The sequence below is a fragment of the Exiguobacterium sp. E4787 genome (assembly GCF_018618375.1).
Taxonomy (GTDB): Bacteria; Bacillota; Bacilli; order Exiguobacteriales; family Exiguobacteriaceae; genus Exiguobacterium; species Exiguobacterium chiriqhucha.
Genome location: NZ_JACSLY010000017.1, coordinates 1 through 17,022, shown reverse-complemented (window position 1 = coordinate 17,022; position 17,022 = coordinate 1). Strand labels below are relative to the sequence as shown.

The window sequence follows — 17,022 nt, the reverse complement described above, 5'->3', positions numbered from 1 at the left end:
TCCATAATAATAGGCAGCAACTTATCGTTTCGTGTAACCTTCTTTATTCGTTTGGCGTTCGCGTGCAATCGCAAGCGCCTCTTCAGGAACGTCATCCGTGATCGTCGAACCGGCTGCTACGATTGAGCCTTTTCCGACTTTCACCGGAGCGATCAAGTTCACATTGCAGCCGACGAATGCATCGGCTTCGACGACCGTTTCGAACTTGTTCTTGCCGTCATAGTTGACCGTAATCGAGCCACAGCCGAGGTTGACGCGTTCCCCGATCGAAGCATCTCCGATATAGCTGAGATGTGATGCTTTCGCACCGTCTCCGAACGTTGATTTTTTGATTTCCACGAAGTTACCGACGCGCGTATTCGCGCCGAGGACTGCTTGTTGACGAAGGTGGGCGAACGGCCCGACCTGTGCTTCAGTTCCGACACGGCTGTCACTTACGACCGATTGACGAACCGCCGCACCGTCTTCGATGACGCTATTGCGGATATCTGAATTTGGACCAATCACGCACTCTGAACCGATAATCGTTTTCCCGAGAATGACCGTCCCTGGATAGATGATCGTATCCGAACCGATGACGGCATCTGGTGAGATGTATGTCGAAGCTGCATCCATGAATGTGACACCTTCACGCATGAGGCGTTCGTTCGTCCGCTTGCGCATGACCGCTTCAGCTTGTGAGAGAGCGACACGATCGTTGACGCCGATCGTTTCATCGAATGTCGGCGCCGTGTGTGCTGCCACGACTTCGCCTGCTTCTTTCGCAATCGAGATGACGTCCGGCAAGTAGTACTCGCCTTGAGCGTTGTTGTTTCCGACTTGCTTCAATGCATCAAACAAGAGCTCGTTATCGAACACGTACGTTCCGGTGTTGATTTCACGGATCTCTAGTTCAGTGTCAGACGCATCTTTATGCTCGACAACTTTTGTGACATTTCCGTCTTCCCCGCGGATGACGCGGCCATATCCAGTCGCATCATCAGCAATCGCAGTCAACACGGTCACTTTTGCCTGTTGCGCCTCGTGATGGGCCAACAACGCCTCGAGCGTTTCCGCTGTCAATAGCGGTGTATCGCCGCAAACGACGAGCGTCGCGCCAGGTTTGCCTGCGAGTTCAGCTTCTGCCATCTGTACCGCATGGCCCGTACCGAGCTGTTGTTCTTGGACCGCATACTCCACGCGTGAGCCTAACGTCTCTTGTACCGCTTCAGCCCCATGGCCGACGATGACGATTTGACGACTGACCCCGATCTTGTCGAGTTGATCGACGACGTGTTCGACCATCGGTTTTCCAAGGACCGGATGAAGTACTTTATAAAGCTTCGACTTCATGCGCGTCCCTTTACCTGCTGCCAAAATGACTGCAAAACGATCCATTCTTGATTCGCTCCTATCTCATATCGACTGTAATGTACTCAAATGTTCGGTTTTTTATACATTCAAACCTTATTTACACCGTATCTACTATATCGAAACCATGACGCGGTTTCAACCGTTGTACCTATTCGTAACCAATGAAACGTAAAAAGGCAGCGGAAGGGTCCCCCATCCGCTGTCAAATGTTACTCGTTCATGGCATTATATTGGGCTTGCGTCTCGGCGATAGCGACGTCCTCTTGACCGTACGCCTCTAAAACGGCAGCCTCGACTTTCTGACGCATATCTCCATTAATCGGGTGAGCAATGTCACGGAAAATCCCTTCTGGCGTCCGCTTGCTCGGCATCGCTACGAACAGACCGGTACTCCCTTCAATAATTCGAAGGTCGTGTACCACAAATTCGTGGTCGAGTGTAATGGAGGCCAGTGCCTTCATTCTACCTTCCGTCGCGACTTTGCGAATTTTTACGTCTGTGATCTGCATGTTTCGCATCCCCTTTTCATCGTTGTCTGGACCGTGGTGTACTTTCTAAAAGGCTGAGATGATTCCAAGCGAACCGATTGACTTCGTACGAATCTTATACCCTTTCATCATAAAACGAAATCAAATTTTTGCCAATCACTTTAAGAATTGTTCGACGTTTCCACGCGAAATCGTGACGAGACCTTCATCCGAGTCGACGTTCGTCAATTTCATCAAACTGACGTATTCGCTCACCATTTTCTTCTCGGCGCCTTCTGCTTCCATAAGTACGCCGACACCGGCAAGGTTCGCTTCGAACTCGTTCAAGAGACTCATCATCCCGCGAATCGTTCCGCCAGCTTTCATGAAATCGTCAATCAACAGCACGTTCGCACCACGTGGCAAACTACGACGCGCGAGCGCCATCGTGCGAATCGCCTTCGACGAACCGGAGACGTAGTTGATACTCACGGTCGAACCTTCGGTGACACGACTATCGGACCGAACGATGACAAACGGTACCCCGAGTTGCTCGGCGACAGCGTAGGCGAGCGGAATTCCTTTCGTCGCAATCGTCATGACGACATCGACTTTACGATCGGCGAATACCGAGGCGAAGACTTGGCCCATCGGCTTCACTTGACGCGGGTTACCGAGAACGTCTGTCAAATAGAGGTAGCCTCCCGGAAGCAACCGTTCTGGCTTCGACAACTGTTCACATAGCCCATCGATCATCGAGAGCGACTTATCTTTGCTCCACCCCGGGATGAACATGACGCCACCGGCCGCTCCTGGCACCGTGACCAGTTTACCTGTGCCATCGTGGGCCAACATTTCACTGACGATGACCAAATCTTCACTGATAGATGACTTGGCTGCTTTATAACGGCTCGAAAACATCGATAACGAGACGAGCTGGTGCGGATGGTCCAGCAAATAACGGGTCATATCAACGAGACGACCACTTCTACGAATTTTCATACGGATTCCCCTTCACTTCTTCAATAATAGACGAATGTTCTAAACAGAATATATCATTCTCATTCGTCTTTGTTCAATGTTTTTTGCCGAGAATCCGAACGACGAACACTTCAGGACAAAATCCTTTCAGCCCGTTATAGACACGATGTGCTTTTTGTTCATGCTCAATTAGTGCGAATACGGTCGGACCACTTCCGCTCATGAGCACCCCATCCGCTCCGCAGTGGAGCATCGTTTCTTTGATTTGGCGAACCTCCGGATGAAGTTCGAGCGTGACCGCCTCAAGGGCATTGCCTAAGTTTGCACAGATGCCATCAAAATCACGATCACGAATCGCCGTGACCATCGCCTCGGTATTCGGATGCACAATCTTCTCCATCTCCACCGCGCGATAGACGTCGGCCGTCGACACACCGATTTTCGGTTTCGCCAAGACGACGTAACACGGTGGCGGTGACGGGATTGTCTCTAACTGTTCACCGCGTCCGCGCGCGATGGCTGTTCCCCCCATGACACAAAACGATACGTCCGATCCAACGGCGGCCCCAAGTTCGGCTAACTCTTCTAACGACAGGCCGAGATCGAACAGGTCGTTCATGCCTCGAAGCGTCGCGGCAGCGTCACTCGATCCGCCAGCTAGCCCTGCCGCGACCGGAATCTGCTTATCCAATACGATTTCGACACCTTGCTTGATGCCAAATCGCTTCCGCAACAACTCGGCTGCACGATACGCCAAGTTCCGGTGGTCATTCGGCACATAGGCATGTTCAGATTGAATCCGAATCTCGTCTGTATCAAGGACGGTCAATTCCAGTCGATCCGATAAATCTACTGTCGTCATTACCATTTCTACTTCATGATAGCCATCTGCCCGCTTCCCAAGGACGTCAAGCGTCAAATTGATTTTTGCCGGCGCTTTCACACTGATCGTGCGCATATCGTTCACCCTTCCCATGTATCTCCTGTTCGCCATTGTACCGTAAACGAGCGCACAAAAAAAGAAGCAGCTGCCAATGCATCCGCCTCTCATTTATCGTTCAATTGCTGAATTCAATTTTAACTGTATCCGTTAGGACATCAGCGTAGCTATATGAGACACGTTCCACGTTATGGTGGTCTTCATCCAATTTGACGACAAACACCGCGGGATACGTCTCAACGAGCGTTCCAAACCGAGTAACGACTTTCTTACGACCGCCGTTTGCTTTCAACGTCAATCGTTCTCCAACATGCGATTCGAGTTTCTGTCTGATTTCTTGCAACGTCTTTGGCATACGCTTCACCTCACTGTTACAAGTATAACACATTCAGAAATGAAAATAAAGATTAATATTATATCGATTCGCTATCCGGTCGTCAACTGTTTTTAAGTGGTAAAATTGTGTCCGCTAACCGGGCAAACTCTTCAAGCGAAAGCGTTTCGCCTCGCCGTTTTGGATCGATTTCGGCCTCACCCAAGAGAAGTTCGATTTCCATTTTTTTATCTTTGCCCAGGTGGTTCGTCAAGTTATTCAAGATCGTTTTCCGACGTTGCGCGAAACTGGCACGGGCAATCTCGAAAAAGAAGGCTTCATCTTTCACGTCGACCGCCGGTTTGGGACGCATCTTCAACGTGATGACCGCTGAATCGACGTTCGGAGCCGGCATGAACACACTTTTCGGGACGATAAAGCTTACGTTCGCCTCTGCGTAATATTGAATTGCAATCGAGAGAGAGCCGTATGCTTTCGTACCAGGCTTCGCTCCAATCCGCTCGGCAACTTCTTTTTGAATCATCATGACGAGTGAACGGAACTTGATTTGGCTTTCCAGTAAACGCATGATAATTGGCGTCGTCACATAATACGGCAAGTTCGCCACGACCGAGATGTCTTCGATGCCTTGACTGAAAAACTCACGCTCGACGATGGCTTGAATATCGAGCTCGAGCGCATCGCCGTGGATGACATGCACGTGTGGATAAGGAGACATCGTGTCTTCCAAAATCGGAAGCAGACGTTGGTCGATTTCGAGGGCGACGACCTTCTTCGCCCGCTTGGCAGACTGTTCCGTCAATGACCCGATACCGGGACCGATTTCGAGCACCCCGCTCGCCTCTCCCAGCTCCGCGGCGTCCACGATTTTATTCAAAATATTTAAATCGATTAAAAAGTTCTGCCCAAGCGACTTTTTAAACGAGAAGCCGTGACGTTCTAGAATTGATTTCGTGCGTTGAATTGTGGCGATGTCTTTCAATGATTTTCCTCCTCTAACTGAGCCAGTGCTCGTTCCCATTCTTCAATCGTGACCCGTAACGCTTCCACGCGTTTCACAAACTGTTTCGCGTTCGGTTCACCAATGCGAAGTAACACCCCGAGCCGTTTGCGCCGCCGCGCCGCGTCTGGTCCGCCAATCAAATCGGCCTCGAGCACCATCTGACGGGTGACGAGCGGCATGTCAGTCTCAATCCGCTGTTCATACAACGCTTCGAGCACACGGCGAATCGTCGCTGGAGAAGCATGCTCGACCCCGATTTTACCGCGCTTGTCTTTCGCTTCGGCTCGAGGGAGATAGGCATGCTTGCACCCTTTGACTTGCTCCTCGACGATGGCCCGGATCCGGTCACCCGGATAATCCGGGTCCGTCAAAATAATCACGCCTCGTGTCTCTTGGGCACGTTTGATTCGCTCGATTGTTTGCTTCGAAACGGCCGACCCGTTCGTCTCAATCGTATCGACGTCATATACTTCCTGTAGCCGCGTCGTGTCGTCTCGACCTTCGACGACGATCACTTCTTGTATCTTTTCACGCATCATCGGTTCCTTCTTTCTCTTCTTGCTTCGGGATGACCCAAATCGTGAGTGGCTGACGCCCAAACGTCACCGCCTCTTCTTTTGAGTCCATCATCACATCGATTTTATTGCCTTTGATGGCACTGCCTGTATCTAAGGCAATCGCCATCCCAAACCCTTCAACGTACACGCGTGTGCCGAGTGGGATGATGGCTGGATCGACCGCGATGATTCGCATGCCTTCATACAGAATCGTGTCCGTCACATCATAACCGCTGCGCGTCAGTACCCTGCCGTCAAACGTAATTGTATCTTCTGCATTGTTCGTATACGCTGTCGCCTCGACGAGAAGCTGTTTCGCAGAGGTGAAATCTAAGACATCCTCGGCTCGAGGCGTCTCTTCGATTTTAATCTCTGCTTCCTCTCGAAACGGGCTCGATGGTTCGGTCGTTGCCGTCTCCTCTTGTTCTTGCTCGGTCTCTTGATTCGCCTCTGGTTCAGCTACGATTCTCGTTCCAAGTTTTATGATTTGAGGGCGTACGGTTCGCAGCGTTTCCACGCTCGTTTCGGTCCGATTTGTAATTGTACCATTTTCCACTGTCAGTGCATACCGCGTCCGTTCGAGTCCAGGGACACCGACTTGAACAACCTCGGTTTCTCCGAGCGCAAGCGTGTCATCCTCTTTTCTGACGATTTCAAATGGGATGAGTCGATTCTCATACTGCACGACGTCTCGACTCACGTTGACCGTGATTGTCATCCCGTCTCGTACTGGTGTCGCCAGAGCCGGTTCGACGGTATCCTTGTCAGAAACCGTCACATTCGCCTCCTGTAGCGCCTGCTCGACAGTTTGAGCCATCGTATAAACCGTCTTTGCCTCATCGCCGACAATGACATCGAGGGTGACGACAGGCTGATACCGGATGGTCATACCCGATGTAATCGGGGTACGGACGCCCGGGTAGACATCGTCCTCGTCACGGACACTCACTCCATAACGAAGCAACACGTCTTCGACAGTTCGTTCACGCGTCTCAATCGTTTCGATTTGTCCGTAACCAATTTGTAGCGAGACGGTGCGGGCCCGCTCAATCTGAATAACTCGGTCGAGCGGAATATCCGCACTCAAGGCCGGTGTCACGACGTCTGACTCGTCAACGACAATCCCTGTCTCTTCAAGCACGTCTAACACCGACTCGCCCCGACTTTCATGCACCATCGTCACTCCGTCATCGATGATGGTGACAGGTTCTGGTTGCATCGCCATATAAGCGAACACAGCGGTGGCCACGACGCCGACGCTTAACACGATCCGTCTGAGCATCATGGAAGACGGAACAGGCGCTTCGCATTAGCGGTCGTCGCCTCGGCAAGTGCGTCGTAAGACATGTCACGTAGCGATGCAATCTCTTCAGCGACATACGTGACGTAAGCCGGTTCGTTCCGCTTGCCACGGAACGGTGTCGGCGTTAAATACGGACAGTCCGTCTCGACGAGGAGTCGATTGAGCGGGACTTGTTGTGCCACCGCTTTCGGTACTTTCGCATTCTTGAACGTCACTGGTCCCCCAAGAGAAATATAGAAGTTCAAACGCAGACAGCGCTCCAACAATTCGACGGACATGCTGTAACTATGGAACACACCACCGACCTCTTCGGCGTGTTCTTCCTCTAAAATATCGAGCACGTCCGCGGTCGCTTCCCGATTGTGAATCACGATCGGCATATTCGTCCGTTTCGCGATGGCAATTTGTTGCCGGAACACGCGTTGTTGGACGTCTTTAGGCGATTTGTCCCAATGGTAGTCGAGCCCAATCTCCCCGAGCGCCATCACTTTAGGGTGATCCATCAACGTCTCGATTCTTGCCAAGTCGGCCTCCGTGCAATCGACGGCGTCAACCGGGTGCCAGCCAACGATCGCGTAAATGTCTTCATACGTTTCCGCGAGCTCGATGGCACGCGTGATGGTCGGATTGTCGAACCCGACGACGAGCATCGGGGAAACGCCAGCAGCACGAGCCCGTTCAATCGTCGCTTCGACGTCTTCATTGAACTGTTCTGCATTGATATGTGTGTGTGTATCAATCAACATGATGGTTCCTCCTTGTATAGACAAAGAGGGAGACCGAAGTCTCCCCCAAACGATTATTTGACGATGGCCCCGTTCGGCATATTCTCAGATACGGTCGCAAGTTCAAGCTTGCCGTCTTTATCAGCCGCTAAAATCATCCCTTGTGACAACTCGCCACGCAGTTTGACCGGCTTCAAGTTGGCCACAACGATGACTTTCTTGCCAACCAAGTCTTCCGGCGCATACCATTCCGCGATACCCGAGACGATTTGACGCGTCTCCCCGCCAAGATCGACTTGAAGTTTCAACAACTTCTTCGCCTTCTTGATTTTATCGGCTTCGATGATTTGACCGACACGGAACTCGACTTGATCAAAGACGTCAATCGTGATTTCCGGACGCACGTCCTCATTTTCGATGTCGCCCGCTTCCGCTTCGGCTTCTTCGACGCGTGCTTGCGAAGCTTGACGCATCATCTCTTGAATCGCATCGACTTCTTCTTTGACGTCACGACGCGGGAAAATCGGTGTCCCGTCTGTGACGAAGGCTCCATCGAACGCCGCGAACGTATCGAGTGCTTCCCATGACATATCTTCTCCTTCGAGACCGAGCTGACGGAACATCTCTTTTGGCGCCCGTGTCATGAACGGTTGAATCATGACCGCGACGTGACGGAGCACGCCGGCGAGGTGAGTCATCACCGACGCCAGTTCGTCTCGTTTCGTTTCATCCTTCGCAAGGACCCACGGTTGTGTCTCGTCAATGTATTTATTGGCACGGCTGACGAGTTGCCAGATGCTTGTGAGCGCGACTGAAAACTCCATGTGCTCCATGGCCGCTTCCGTCTTCTCTGTCGTCTCGTTGACGACTTGAAGCAACGAGGCATCGAACTCCGTCACATTACCCGCATAAGCAGGGATTTCGCCATCAAAATACTTCTTAATCATGGCCACGGTCCGGTTGAGCAGGTTTCCGAGGTCGTTCGCAAGATCAAAGTTCAAGCGATCAACGAACGCTTCCGGTGTGAACGTGCCGTCTGCTCCGAATGGAACTTCACGAAGAAGATAGTAGCGGAGCGAGTCGAGTCCGTAACGGTCGATGAGTGGAATCGGGTCAACGACGTTGCCTTTTGATTTCGACATTTTGCCGTCTTTCATGAGCAACCAACCATGCGCGAAAACTTGTTTCGGCAACGGGAGGTCAAGCGCCATGAGCAACGCCGGCCAAATGATTGTATGGAACCGGACGATCTCTTTTCCGACCAAATGGACGTCGGCTGGCCAATAGCGGTTGAACAACTCGTCGTTGTCCGACCCGTAGCCGAGGGCAGAGATATAGTTCGTAAGGGCATCGACCCATACGTATACGACATGCTTCGGGTTCGATGGGACTTGTACACCCCAGTCAAACGTCGTCCGTGAGACAGCCAAGTCTTGAAGACCCGGCTTCAAGAAGTTGTTGATCATCTCCGTTTTGCGCGATTCTGGCAAGATGAAGTCAGGGTGCGACTCGAAGTACTCGATCAAACGATCCGCATACTTGCTGAGACGGAAGAAGTAACACTCTTCGCGTACGAGTTCGACTGGGTGACCGCTGTCCGGGCTCTTCCCGTCGATGAGCTGAGACTCCGTATAATACGTCTCATCAGGAATCGAGTACCAGCCTTCATACTCTCCTAGATAAATATCATCATTTTTAAGAAGCGTCTCGAACACATGCTCGACGACAGCTTTGTGGCGTGCGTCTGTTGTACGGATGTAGTCATCATATGAGATTTCGAGACGGTCCCATAACACTTTGATGTCTTTGACAACTTCATCCACGAACGCTTGCGGTGTCACACCGGCTTCTTTCGCTTTTTCTTGAATCTTTTGACCGTGTTCATCCGTCCCCGTCAAATAACGAACGTCAAAACCTTTCAAACGCTTATAGCGCGCGATCGCATCGCCGGCCACCGTCGTATAAGCGTGACCGATGTGTAGTTTGGCACTCGGATAGTAAATCGGAGTCGTAATATAAAAAGTAGGCTTCGCCATTGTATGTTCTCCATCCTTTCGACATTTGCAATTTCCATTATACACGGTTCGACAAAAGAATTTCCAAACCAATTGTTTGGAATTTTTTTGTTGTTATCTCATAAAATATGTTCCAAAAAAACCCTTTCTTTGTTTCAGGTCCTAACTTTCGGGGAATTTTAGGTATATATTGCTCCTACATCGTCATTTTTCGAAAATGTAGATTTCCAATAGTAAGCAGTTGACTGCAATTGGAAAGTTTAGTATGCTTTTTGCTGTAGTAACATTGTCGAATTTTGACGACTCATGTCACCAAGAGATTTCGACACCATTGGAGGAGGAAACACAAAATGAAATCTACAGGTATCGTACGGAAAGTTGATGAGCTCGGTCGTGTCGTCATTCCAATCGAATTGCGCCGCACACTCGGGATTGCTGAGAAAGATGCACTTGAAATCTACGTCGACAACGATCAAATCGTGTTGAAAAAATACAAACCGAACATGACTTGCCAAGTGACGGGCGAAGTATCGGATGACAACTTCAAGTTGGCTGACGGTAAATTGATCCTTTCACCGGAAGGCGCACAACGCGTTCTCGTCGAGTTGAAAAACATGCTCGAAAACTACTACAGCGAAGAGTAAGCAAGGGATTCCTTGCTTACTCTTTTTTGTCGACTTGATGATACGCGTCATACACTTCACTTCGTGACAGACCCCGCTCTTTAGCGGCTTGTTTAATGGCGGCGTTCGGTTTTAAGCCATCCTCAATGTAACGGTCGACGTGCTCGAGGGGCGATAGCGCCTCCCACCAATCGTGTGTCGGTGCCGCTTCCGTCGATCCTTCCACCATGACGACGAATTCGCCGCGTACTTCGCCTTCGCACCAGACAAGCGCTTCTTCTACCGTCCCTCGTAAAAACTCTTCAAACGTTTTCGTCAACTCTCGTCCGAGAACGAGTTGCCGATTGCCGAATACGTCTTGAATCCCGGTCAGCATCTCTTTTAACCGATGTGGCGCTTCATAAAAAATGATGGTGCCCGGTTCATATTGTAAGGATGACAACACCTCGAGCCGCTCTTTCTTTTTACGGGGCAAGAATCCATAATACAAAAACCGCTCGGTCGCAAGACCAGAGGCGACAAGAGCCGTCAACGCTGCGTTCGCTCCAGGGAGTACGACGACGGGGAGCCTCGCTTGAATGGCCAACCTCACGAGGTCACTCCCAGGGTCCGAAATACCCGGCATGCCAGCGTCTGAGACCACGGCGACCGACTTGCCCGCCTCAATATCTTCGATTAAGCGCGGGCCACTCACGTGCTTATTATGCTCATGGTAGCTGACCAGTTTCGTCTCAATGCCGAAATGACGACAGAGTTTCATCGTTTGGCGCGTGTCTTCAGCCGCAATCAAATCAACTTCTCCTAGAATTCGAACCGCCCGATACGTCATGTCTTCTAAATTTCCAATCGGCGTCGGCACAACATAGAGCGTGGGCCCATCAGTCTGATAACTTTTCTGTGAGTTCATTACTCGTTCCCTCCATCAATTGCTGTTTTTGAGCCCGCGTGAGTTGTTTGATGGACCATTCGTACTGCATGGCTTCACGTTTGGTCGCAAACGACCTGACATATCGCAACGTCACCGGGAGACGAGCTCGTGTATATTTCGCACCTTTGCCGTTGTTATGCACTTCCATCCGCTTATCAACGTCCGTCGTATAACCGGTATAGTACGTTCCATCGTTGCACTCGAGAATATAGGCAAAGTACTTACGCATCGAGGATTGCCCGCATGTCGCTCGTATACGTGTCATCTTCCTCATAAACGATAAACGGAGGTAAGATTGTGAGCCCTGCTTTTCCATCTTTCGACCCCTCTATTAACAATGTGTTCGCGTCTCGACCTTGCTTCGGATAAACGAGTTGCATTCGCTTTGGTTCAATCCGATATGCCCGCATGAGCGTCAGAATGTCGAGTAATCGCTCCGGACGATGGACGAAGGCCACTTTGCCACCCGGTTTGACGAGTTGACTGGCTGAACGAATACAGTCTTCTAGTGTGCAAAGGACTTCATGGCGTGCAATCGTATGATGTTCATTTTGATTGCGTAGCGATGTCTCGTTCGCCAAAAAATAAGGGGGATTGCATGTGACAACATCGTAACGGGCATGACCTAATAGACTGGCAGCAGTTTTCACGTCCCCTTCAACGATGTGGAGCCTCTCGTCCAACTCATTGATGGCAATGCTTCGATTGGCCATGTCGACGAGGCGAGGCTGGATTTCAACACCCGTGACCGTCCCTTTCGTTCGATATGATAAAAAGAGCGGAATCGCCCCCGTGCCGGCGCACAAATCGACGAGCTTTCCTTTTTGAATCGGCACCCATACAAATTCGGCGAGTAATACGGCATCCAATGAAAATGAAAAAACGTCATCACTTTGAATGATCTTGCCGGGACGCCCTAACAAATCATCAAGACGTTCACCTTGTTTAACAGTCACGCCATTTCCCTCCTACATAACGTACAAAGGCGACGGACGGGAATACCCCCGTCTATCGCCCCTTATTAATGTTTATTTAGCATCGACATGCAGAAGAGACAGTCTCCGTCTTTTCTGACTTGTCCATAGTGCAAATTACAAATGTGAAATCCTTCTTGGTATAACGCCGCCAGATTGTTCTGTCCTTTTCCGGACAACGCAATTTGGGGATCTCCATCAGGCGTCTCGACTTCTGCAAGTTGCTCCACTTTTTCACGCAAATGATGGTTTTCGAGATACATGTGTTGGTTTTCTTCGAGCAAATAGGCGAGTTGCTCTTTGAGCACCCCTAAATGCTCCGTCAACAATTGCATTTGTTGCTCGATCGCATCGACCCGCATCATGACTTCCTTTTTATCCATTCTTTCCACTGCTCAGCACCCCATCACTGTTTCGACGGTTTTCGTTTGACTGCACCGACCTCGACGAGCTCGTCGATTGTATACGTCACAACACGGGTCCGATCATTCAACTCGACTTGAATCAATTGATCCAAGATATTGAGACCGATGACACGTCCGTCACCTTCTGGAATTTTGATTCGTTTTCCGACGTCTGGTAAGTCCCGCTTCAATTCTTCATACGTATCATTCTCGTATTTCAGACAGCACATGAGACGACCACACACACCGGAGATTTTATTCGGATTCAAGGATAAGTTCTGATCCTTGGCCATTTTAATCGATACCGGCTCAAATTCCCCTAAAAACGAGGAGCAGCACAACACACGACCACAAGGCCCGATTCCGCTCAGCAGTTTTGCTTCGTCCCGAACTCCAATTTGACGGAGTTCGATCCGGGTGCGAAACACACTTGCTAAATCTTTGACGAGTTCCCGAAAATCAACGCGCCCCTCTGCCGTGAAATAAAAGATGACTTTATTACGATCAAATGTATACTCAACATCTACTAACTTCATTTCAAGTCGATGTTCACGAATTTTTTCTTCACAGACGGCGTGAGCGTCAAATGCTGCCAATCGATTGTCTTGAACGATTTCGGCATCTTTTTGATCGGCGACACGAAGGATTGTCTTTAACGGCAATACTACTTCGTCTTCACCCAGTTGCTTACCAACTTGGACGACTTCACCGTATTCGATGCCTCGTACCGTCTCTACGATGACATGGTCTCCACGTTCAAGCGTTGCTTCGCCTGGTGAAAAGTAATAGATTTTTCCCGCTTCTTTAAAACGGACTCCGACTACTTCAAGCACGCTCTCCTATCCTTTCTGCAAATCGAACGTTAACCGTTCGAACGTTAATTGAGGATTGACGTTTGCCTCAAGCCGTCGAATCGCCTCATGGACAGATTCAATAGCATGGACGATTTTATGAACCGGACGATCTTTTACAAACGTGGTATATAGCGCCTGTTCTTTCGTAAACAATTCCGGAACATAGTCTGTTCGCACTTTGAAGTGGAGCGCTTGCTCCAACCAATTTCCGAATAGCTCGAGACCGACTCGCAATTCATTCCGCCCTTTAAAATGACCGAGCCATTTTTCTTGGGCAAATAAAAGCAATTCTTGCGGGCGTTTTGTCAATACTTCAACTAATTGTACCACTAGCCCATACGCCTGTACAAACCAGTCGTTATGAAGCGCCTCACGCGCGTCTTCGAATTTCGGATATGTCTCTAAAGCAAGACGCGCTAAATCGCTCGTACATTGCACGTCTGCGACCAACGTTTCCACAAGCCGTTCTCGATTAATCGGTCGAAACACTAAATGCTGAGCCCGCGAGCGAATGGTTGGTAATAGGAGTTGCGGCTGGGTCGTGACCAAGATGGCCAGTTTTCCAACGCCCGGTTCTTCGAAAAATTTTAAGAGACTGTTGGCCGCCTGAGGTGTCATTTTATGCGCTTGATGAATGACATATATTTGACGGTCCCCTTCTGCTCCACGTAGCGACAAGTCGCTCAACAATTGTTGAACTTGTTCTTTTTTGATACTGGCCCCATCCGGTTCCACTTCCATATAGTCGACGAGGTTGCCCGAATCCATCCGTCTACAGTTTCGACAACTGCCACACGGCTCTACCCCGTCAGGCGACTCGCAAAAAAGGGATCTTGCAAACAGTTGCGCCGTCTCAATTAAATAAGGTTCATAATCTCCCGAGAAAATATAGGCGTGACCCACCTTTTGAGCGACAATCGAATTTTCAATCACTTTGGCGATAACCGTTTGAGATTTCGCTAAATCTTGAAAGCTCATATTCGTGACCGTTCCCATTAAAACTGATGGAATCCTTCAATCGGCAAGACGAACACCGTCGCTCCGCCAACTTGTACTTCTACCGGATACGGAATATATGAATCAGCGTGACCGCCCATCGGTGAAATCGGCGTGATCATTTGATCTCGGCTCGAACAATTCGATTTGATTAGCGCGAGCAAATCGTCTAACCGTTCTTTTGGTACACCGATCATAAACGTTGTGTTACCTTCTTTCAAAAAACCTCCGGTTGTGGCTAATTTTGTTGCGCGGAAGTCCTCTTCGATTAAAGCATCTGACAACCGAGCACTATCCTTATCATGTACAATCGCGATTACCATCTTCATCATTGCGTCACTCCTCTTTCATGTAATCGTTCTAACGTAATATCTAACACTTCATCTTGAATCATTTCAATTGTAGCGTTCGCATCGATACGAACCATCCGATCCGGATGTTGTTCTAATAATTTTTTGAACCCATCGTATACGCGTTGATGGAAAGACTCATCTCGGCTCTCGATACGGTCTAATTGACCTCGATCTTTCATGCGACGGCTCGCTTGATCAGGGGTCAAATCAAAAAGGAAAGTCAAATCGGGTTTAATCCCGGCCGTTGCCCACTCGTTCAGTGATAGAATTTGATTCAAATCATATTGGAGCCCATATCCTTGATAGGCAATTGAGGCATCGACAAATCGATCACACACAACAATCGCCCCTCGTTTAAGGGCAGGTCGAATCACTTGATCGATGTTTTGGGCACGGGACGCGGCATACAGCATCATCTCGACGCGTGGGGTCATTTCATCATGTTCTGGTGATAATAAGACCTCTCGAATACTGTTTCCGACTTTGGTCCCTCCTGGTTCTCGAGTGACGACTACTTCGTATCCTTTTTCAGTCAATGAACGAACTAACAATTGCAACTGCGTGGTTTTCCCCGAACCGTCGGGACCTTCTACAGTAATAAACATACCTTTCACGATTAAAACTCCTCTACGATAACATCAATTTGTTTCATCATAACATGCCTGCTCGCTTGAAGGTTCCGTCCTAGTGAAATCCATTCATTCAATACTCTAATTTTCTCGTGTGTGATGACTTCTCCTCTTAGTATCCACGGAATTCCTGGTGGATAAGGGATAACGGTTTCTGCAGCAACGGCTCCTATTGCTTGTTCAAACGATTTGCGAATGATATCCGCATCATCTGAAATAGCATGCAACACCGAAACACGTTCTGTCATCGGGTAAGGATAGATCGTTTCATCTTCGACTATGAGTGGGACGTGTTGTGATGCATTTTTAATCAGTTTCACCCAATGTTGAATCTCTTTGCTTTTTAATTCCCTTAACGGCAGGCAGAATAACACATGATCTTCTGCAGCCAGTTCCGTATCAATACCGATTGACGCCAAATGTTGACTGAAGATGAGACCATTTTTCGGATATGTCAGCAAGGTCATTTTGGTAAAATCATCGCCCACTTTGATTGAAAAGCCAGCACGTCTCATTTCCATGATGAATGCAAAATGACTTTTTTGAATATGTGTCCAATCTCGTTCACTCAAATTTTCGAGATACTCTCTAGCGTAATCGAGTGAAGCCATAATCAAATAAGACGGACTAGACGTTTGAAAAGAAGAGAGTGCATGAAATAAACGTTTCTCATTAATCTCTTCCTTATAATGGACCCATGCCCCCATCGTGAGCGCTGGAAGGGTTTTATGAGCAGACTGGACAACGGCGCTAGCTCCTTCGAAGATAGCGGATCGCTTTGGAAATGTAGGATGAATCAAATGAGCGCCATGTGCTTCATCAACTAAAAGAGGAATATGCAACGGACGCAAATAAGCACTGATCTCCGGGATGTTTGCCATGTCTCCGTAATAAGTAGGAGATGTCAGTAGGAGGGCCTTCCCACCTGGGTACTGCGTGACAGCATCTTGAATTGTTTCTAATGCGACGACAGTCGGTAAACTGCTCCCCCTATCTAATTCAGGAGTGAGTAAAATGGGTTCTAAACCGAGCCACTCAATGGCGTTCCACACGGATTTGTGGGAATTACGTTGTACATATACTCGTTCTCCCCGTTTCACAGTTGCTGCCAACAGACTCCAGTTTCCCGCCGTTGACCCATTCACTAACCATTTACTTTTACTTTGATAAAGAGATCCTAGTGCCCTCTCTCCTTCTAGAATAATACCTTCAGCATGGTGTAAATCATCCAAGTGTCCGAGTTCTGTTAAATCGTATGGCATTATTTTTTGGAATACAGTCGGAAGTTTCTCATCTCTTACTGTTCCATTGTGATGACCAGGTACATGAAAAGAGACACGATCTTCGCGTACATGTTGCTCCAATGTTTCCATAAATGTGAAAGGATTATGTTTAGGTTTTCGAGTCATATAGGCAACCTTCCTATCCGAAATAGATGCGACTTATATACAAAAAGAGACGATCAAGCGGATGCTTGATCGTCTTTCGCGTTGGCCTGGCAACGTCCTATCCTCACAGGGGGAGACCCCCAACTACTTTCGGCGCTGAAGCGCTTAACTTCCGTGTTCGGCATGGGAACGGGT

Annotated in this window: 20 protein-coding genes and 1 rRNA gene; 1 reads left to right on the top strand and 20 read right to left on the bottom strand. The window is 49.2% G+C overall.

Annotated features, from left to right (window positions below):
* Positions 1 to 21: 21 nt before the first annotated feature.
* The 10 genes from glmU to metG all read right to left on the bottom strand — a co-directional run bounded on the left by glmU (position 22) and on the right by metG (position 9,699).
* Positions 22 to 1,377, bottom strand: a complete 1,356-nt coding sequence (gene glmU, locus KNP80_RS14535) for a bifunctional UDP-N-acetylglucosamine diphosphorylase/glucosamine-1-phosphate N-acetyltransferase GlmU (protein WP_214834999.1) — start codon at positions 1,375 to 1,377, stop codon at positions 22 to 24.
* A gap of 185 nt (positions 1,378 to 1,562) precedes the next feature.
* Positions 1,563 to 1,862 carry a septation regulator SpoVG gene (gene spoVG, locus KNP80_RS14530; protein ID WP_021065748.1) on the bottom strand — a complete coding sequence of 100 codons (300 nt, stop codon included), beginning with the start codon at positions 1,860 to 1,862 and terminating at the stop codon, positions 1,563 to 1,565.
* A gap of 135 nt (positions 1,863 to 1,997) precedes the next feature.
* The gene (gene purR / locus KNP80_RS14525) at positions 1,998 to 2,822 is read right to left on the bottom strand and encodes a pur operon repressor (protein ID WP_021065749.1); all 825 of its coding nucleotides are present in this window, start codon (positions 2,820 to 2,822) and stop codon (positions 1,998 to 2,000) included.
* 73 nt (positions 2,823 to 2,895) lie between these two features.
* Complete coding sequence (gene ispE / locus KNP80_RS14520) at positions 2,896 to 3,759, bottom strand: 4-(cytidine 5'-diphospho)-2-C-methyl-D-erythritol kinase (protein ID WP_214720454.1); 864 nt, start codon at positions 3,757 to 3,759, stop codon at positions 2,896 to 2,898.
* A gap of 100 nt (positions 3,760 to 3,859) precedes the next feature.
* Entirely contained in the window at positions 3,860 to 4,096 is a 237-nt protein-coding gene (locus KNP80_RS14515) for a Veg family protein (protein WP_021065751.1), read from the bottom strand.
* A gap of 82 nt (positions 4,097 to 4,178) precedes the next feature.
* Positions 4,179 to 5,057 carry a 16S rRNA (adenine(1518)-N(6)/adenine(1519)-N(6))-dimethyltransferase RsmA gene (gene rsmA, locus KNP80_RS14510; protein ID WP_214834998.1) on the bottom strand — a complete coding sequence of 293 codons (879 nt, stop codon included), beginning with the start codon at positions 5,055 to 5,057 and terminating at the stop codon, positions 4,179 to 4,181.
* Positions 5,054 to 5,614: a ribonuclease M5 gene (gene rnmV / locus KNP80_RS14505; protein ID WP_214720455.1), complete on the bottom strand. Its 561-nt coding sequence runs from the start codon at positions 5,612 to 5,614 to the stop codon at positions 5,054 to 5,056. The genes rsmA and rnmV overlap by 4 nt, the downstream gene beginning before the upstream one ends.
* On the bottom strand, positions 5,607 to 6,917 hold the full coding sequence (locus tag KNP80_RS14500; RefSeq protein ID WP_251132405.1) for a 3D domain-containing protein: 1,311 nt from the start codon (positions 6,915 to 6,917) through the stop codon (positions 5,607 to 5,609). The genes rnmV and KNP80_RS14500 overlap by 8 nt, the downstream gene beginning before the upstream one ends.
* Positions 6,917 to 7,684: a TatD family hydrolase gene (locus KNP80_RS14495; protein ID WP_214834088.1), complete on the bottom strand. Its 768-nt coding sequence runs from the start codon at positions 7,682 to 7,684 to the stop codon at positions 6,917 to 6,919. Before KNP80_RS14495 ends, KNP80_RS14500 begins: the two co-directional genes overlap by 1 nt.
* A 53-nt stretch (positions 7,685 to 7,737) precedes the next feature.
* On the bottom strand, positions 7,738 to 9,699 hold the full coding sequence (gene metG, locus KNP80_RS14490) for a methionine--tRNA ligase (RefSeq protein ID WP_214834996.1): 1,962 nt from the start codon (positions 9,697 to 9,699) through the stop codon (positions 7,738 to 7,740).
* Positions 9,700 to 10,028: 329 nt separating this feature from the next.
* Here metG and KNP80_RS14485 point away from each other — a divergent pair, with 329 nt between their 5' ends.
* Complete coding sequence (locus KNP80_RS14485; RefSeq protein ID WP_012727742.1) at positions 10,029 to 10,322, top strand: transition state genes transcriptional regulator AbrB; 294 nt, start codon at positions 10,029 to 10,031, stop codon at positions 10,320 to 10,322.
* A gap of 16 nt (positions 10,323 to 10,338) precedes the next feature.
* Here KNP80_RS14485 and rsmI read toward each other — a convergent pair whose 3' ends face one another.
* The 10 genes from rsmI to rrf all read right to left on the bottom strand — a co-directional run.
* A complete protein-coding gene (gene rsmI / locus KNP80_RS14480; protein ID WP_214834995.1) occupies positions 10,339 to 11,208 on the bottom strand; it encodes a 16S rRNA (cytidine(1402)-2'-O)-methyltransferase in 870 nt (289 codons plus the stop codon).
* A complete protein-coding gene (locus KNP80_RS14475) occupies positions 11,180 to 11,458 on the bottom strand; it encodes a GIY-YIG nuclease family protein (RefSeq protein WP_214834080.1) in 279 nt (92 codons plus the stop codon). The genes rsmI and KNP80_RS14475 overlap by 29 nt, the downstream gene beginning before the upstream one ends.
* Positions 11,451 to 12,185 carry a tRNA1(Val) (adenine(37)-N6)-methyltransferase gene (locus tag KNP80_RS14470; protein ID WP_058765157.1) on the bottom strand — a complete coding sequence of 245 codons (735 nt, stop codon included), beginning with the start codon at positions 12,183 to 12,185 and terminating at the stop codon, positions 11,451 to 11,453. The genes KNP80_RS14475 and KNP80_RS14470 overlap by 8 nt, the downstream gene beginning before the upstream one ends.
* 65 nt (positions 12,186 to 12,250) lie before the next feature.
* On the bottom strand, positions 12,251 to 12,586 hold the full coding sequence (gene yabA, locus KNP80_RS14465) for a DNA replication initiation control protein YabA (protein ID WP_021065760.1): 336 nt from the start codon (positions 12,584 to 12,586) through the stop codon (positions 12,251 to 12,253).
* Between the two features lie 23 nt (positions 12,587 to 12,609).
* The gene (locus tag KNP80_RS14460) at positions 12,610 to 13,440 is read right to left on the bottom strand and encodes a PSP1 domain-containing protein (protein WP_021065761.1); all 831 of its coding nucleotides are present in this window, start codon (positions 13,438 to 13,440) and stop codon (positions 12,610 to 12,612) included.
* Positions 13,441 to 13,446: 6 nt separating this feature from the next.
* Positions 13,447 to 14,439, bottom strand: a complete 993-nt coding sequence (locus tag KNP80_RS14455; protein ID WP_214720462.1) for a DNA polymerase III subunit delta' — start codon at positions 14,437 to 14,439, stop codon at positions 13,447 to 13,449.
* Positions 14,440 to 14,456: 17 nt separating this feature from the next.
* A complete protein-coding gene (locus tag KNP80_RS14450) occupies positions 14,457 to 14,786 on the bottom strand; it encodes a cyclic-di-AMP receptor (RefSeq protein WP_029594397.1) in 330 nt (109 codons plus the stop codon).
* Positions 14,786 to 15,424 carry a dTMP kinase gene (tmk, locus tag KNP80_RS14445; RefSeq protein ID WP_214720463.1) on the bottom strand — a complete coding sequence of 213 codons (639 nt, stop codon included), beginning with the start codon at positions 15,422 to 15,424 and terminating at the stop codon, positions 14,786 to 14,788. Before tmk ends, KNP80_RS14450 begins: the two co-directional genes overlap by 1 nt.
* A 2-nt stretch (positions 15,425 to 15,426) precedes the next feature.
* Complete coding sequence (locus KNP80_RS14440) at positions 15,427 to 16,848, bottom strand: aminotransferase class I/II-fold pyridoxal phosphate-dependent enzyme (protein WP_251129033.1); 1,422 nt, start codon at positions 16,846 to 16,848, stop codon at positions 15,427 to 15,429.
* A gap of 84 nt (positions 16,849 to 16,932) precedes the next feature.
* Positions 16,933 to 17,022 (bottom strand): 5S ribosomal RNA (gene rrf, locus KNP80_RS14435); the annotation flags it as partial.

What these genes read in the sequence shown, in the direction of transcription:
- KNP80_RS14450 (WP_029594397.1), bottom strand. Translation starts at nt 14,786, where the DNA reads ATGAAGATGGTAATCGCGATTGTACATGATAAGGATAGTGCTCGGTTG.
- KNP80_RS14485 (WP_012727742.1), top strand. Translation starts at nt 10,029, where the DNA reads ATGAAATCTACAGGTATCGTACGGAAAGTTGATGAGCTCGGTCGTGTC.
- KNP80_RS14500 (WP_251132405.1), bottom strand. Translation starts at nt 6,917, where the DNA reads ATGCTCAGACGGATCGTGTTAAGCGTCGGCGTCGTGGCCACCGCTGTG.
- KNP80_RS14440 (WP_251129033.1), bottom strand. Translation starts at nt 16,848, where the DNA reads ATGACTCGAAAACCTAAACATAATCCTTTCACATTTATGGAAACATTG.
- ispE (WP_214720454.1), bottom strand. Translation starts at nt 3,759, where the DNA reads ATGCGCACGATCAGTGTGAAAGCGCCGGCAAAAATCAATTTGACGCTT.
- rsmI (WP_214834995.1), bottom strand. Translation starts at nt 11,208, where the DNA reads ATGAACTCACAGAAAAGTTATCAGACTGATGGGCCCACGCTCTATGTT.
- KNP80_RS14495 (WP_214834088.1), bottom strand. Translation starts at nt 7,684, where the DNA reads ATGTTGATTGATACACACACACATATCAATGCAGAACAGTTCAATGAA.
- KNP80_RS14455 (WP_214720462.1), bottom strand. Translation starts at nt 14,439, where the DNA reads ATGAGCTTTCAAGATTTAGCGAAATCTCAAACGGTTATCGCCAAAGTG.
- yabA (WP_021065760.1), bottom strand. Translation starts at nt 12,586, where the DNA reads ATGGATAAAAAGGAAGTCATGATGCGGGTCGATGCGATCGAGCAACAA.
- glmU (WP_214834999.1), bottom strand. Translation starts at nt 1,377, where the DNA reads ATGGATCGTTTTGCAGTCATTTTGGCAGCAGGTAAAGGGACGCGCATG.
- rnmV (WP_214720455.1), bottom strand. Translation starts at nt 5,614, where the DNA reads ATGCGTGAAAAGATACAAGAAGTGATCGTCGTCGAAGGTCGAGACGAC.
- KNP80_RS14515 (WP_021065751.1), bottom strand. Translation starts at nt 4,096, where the DNA reads ATGCCAAAGACGTTGCAAGAAATCAGACAGAAACTCGAATCGCATGTT.
- KNP80_RS14475 (WP_214834080.1), bottom strand. Translation starts at nt 11,458, where the DNA reads ATGCGTAAGTACTTTGCCTATATTCTCGAGTGCAACGATGGAACGTAC.
- metG (WP_214834996.1), bottom strand. Translation starts at nt 9,699, where the DNA reads ATGGCGAAGCCTACTTTTTATATTACGACTCCGATTTACTATCCGAGT.
- spoVG (WP_021065748.1), bottom strand. Translation starts at nt 1,862, where the DNA reads ATGCAGATCACAGACGTAAAAATTCGCAAAGTCGCGACGGAAGGTAGA.
- purR (WP_021065749.1), bottom strand. Translation starts at nt 2,822, where the DNA reads ATGAAAATTCGTAGAAGTGGTCGTCTCGTTGATATGACCCGTTATTTG.